This window comes from Pseudoalteromonas sp. C8 (assembly GCF_011378685.1).
GTDB lineage: Bacteria > Pseudomonadota > Gammaproteobacteria > Enterobacterales > Alteromonadaceae > Pseudoalteromonas > Pseudoalteromonas arctica.
In genome coordinates, this window is record NZ_WTKT01000041.1 from 1 (window position 1) to 2527 (window position 2527).

1 protein-coding gene is annotated in these 2527 nt (G+C 38.0%); it reads right to left on the reverse strand.

Annotated features, from left to right (window positions below; genetic code table 11):
- On the reverse strand, positions 1–1974 hold a 1974-nt coding region (locus GQR39_RS19890), incomplete at its 3' end, for a thrombospondin type 3 repeat-containing protein (RefSeq protein WP_206007911.1).
- Between the last annotated feature and the right edge of the window lie 553 nt (positions 1975–2527).

Below are 2527 nucleotides of genomic sequence, written 5' to 3' on the forward strand. Positions count from 1 at the left end.
CGTTTCAGGCCAGTTCCATGTGCCCATGCCTTGCCCTGTGTAGCCGTTATAAACCGCTAATTGGTAGCGCCCTACATCAGCATTAAAGCCAAATAAGCCCAGCTCTTTTATACCGTCGTTATTTCTATCGCCAAGCAGTTCTATACTTGGAAATTCAAATAAGTTACTTAACGTGTAGAAGTGTAATAAAGAAAAGTCGCGCCCATCTAACAGTTTAAAGTCAACTGCACTCCCACTTTGGCTGTAATTAAGCCAATCTTTAACTCCGTCGTCATTAATATCTGTAAATAACAACATATGAGAAGGTGCATTATTAGCATCATTTGGCTCGAGTGGATTTAAACCAAACTTAATTTCATCCTTGTCTGAAATGCCATCGTTATCATCATCTAAATCTTTATTATTCCCTATCCCGTCTAGATCAGTATCTAATGTTTCCGTAATATCATATGGAAAAGCATCTTGAATATCAGGTACACCATCATTGTCGTCATCTACGTCTGATTCATTATTTACGCCATCACCATCAATATCTGCAGCAGGAAATAACACAAAGTTTGACTCCCAATCCTGTTCAACACTTGAATCGCTTGGCACTAAAAACACACTCAAACCAATATCAGAACCGCGACTTATTACTTTTGCATTTAAATATTCATAAACCCCAAAAGCACTAAACGAACATTTTATTTTCTCTGAATTAATAGCACATCTATTTGATAACCCCTCAGCGCCAGAAAACTCAATATTAGTTAGTGTGGTGTTATCACTAGCAATTACCCATAAGTCGTAGGGGATAGAGTCATCAATCGTTAATGCAAACTCACTTACCTGGCTATCTAAAGTTAACGATTTAAAATCAGTTATTGCCTCCACTTTTGAATCAATTAAAGTGGCTTGGTTATTTATTGAAATATATGGGTTTAAGCGTTGTTCAATAATATCGTTTGTATCAATATCAACCCTATTACCAATACTATCCGTAATACTAAGCACACTCGAAAGCTCCCAGCTCCCGCCTACGCTGGTTTCATCAAAAATAAACGTAAATGTCGCATCATAGGTATTAGTAATTTCGTTATATACCCAGTCAACCCTTTCTTCTGGATGTTTGTATAAACTTAGCTCTGGGTATCTAAACCAAAAACGCGCACTACCAATCCCACTTTCGTCTTGTAACGATACATCTACGGTAATCGTTTGCTGACCATCCGTAACATTAACCGTATTTTCACTCATATTAAGCGACACAAGTTGAGGCGCAGTAGTATCTACATAATTACTATTAACTACCTCTAAAATAGGATTAAAGCCTAATTCAGTAATGTCAGCTGTATTAATATCAACCCTATTACCAATACTATCCGTAATACTAAGCACACTCGAAAGCTCCCAGCTCCCGCCTACGCTGGTTTCATCAAAAATATACGTAAATGTCGCATCATAGATATTAGTAATTTCGTTATATACCCAGTCAACCCTTTCTTCTGGATGTTTGTATAAACTTAGCTCTGGGTATCTAAACCAAAAACGCGCATCATTTATTCCACTTTCATCGTAAAGCGATACGTCAACTGTAATAGTTTGCTGGCCATTTGAAACATCAATACTATGCGAACTCATTTTGAGTCCCACTAGTTTAGGAGGTCTGGTATCTACATTGCTATTGTTAATGTTCTGAGAGGCAACAAAGCTTCTCAATGCTATTGGCACGTCTCCACGTAAACTATTTGTAGCTGCTTTATTAATTAGAGAAGAGGATTGGGTATTGTTTAGAATGTATTGGCTGTCAAAAAAGCGGTCTTCCCCACAAGCTTCCATATAAACATGCAGCATATTGGCTCTTTCTGCATCTGAAATATTAGCCTCGGTGATATCATTAAAATAAATATTACACTGCTGGTTCTCATTCGCATGTAGGAAAAAAGGCACGCTCAGTAAAAAGCATAAAATAGAAATAGTATATTTATACATACAAATCCTTTTGTAAAAATTAAACTTATTTTGCTAATTTTAACCTATCTAAAGCCTTTATGACTATCTAATTTTGTTTTATTGCCAATTACAACCACCGAGGCGCTGTGCGCTACACCGAGGAGTTATTAGAGCTTCTCTTTTACTTCTCTGTGAGCTCTGTGGTGATAACAATGTCTTAATTACTTTAAGAGCTTTTAGCCCAAGACAATTTTACCACCGAGGGCACAGAGGTGTTGCGCGCTACACCAAGGAGTTATTAGCTCTTCTCTTTTACTTCTCTGTGCCCTCTGTGTTCTCTGTGGTGATAACAATGTCTTAATCACTTTATAAAAACAAATCTACCACCGAGGGCACAGAGGCGCTGCGCGCTACACCGAGGAGTTATTTGATCTTCTCCTTCACTTTTCTGTGTTCTCGGTGTTCTCTGTGGTGATAACAATGTCTTAATTACTTTATAAAAACAAATCTACCACCGAGGGCACAGAGGCGCTTCGCGCTACACCGAGAAGTTATTGGCTCTTCTCTTTTTCTTCTCTGTGCACTCTGTGTT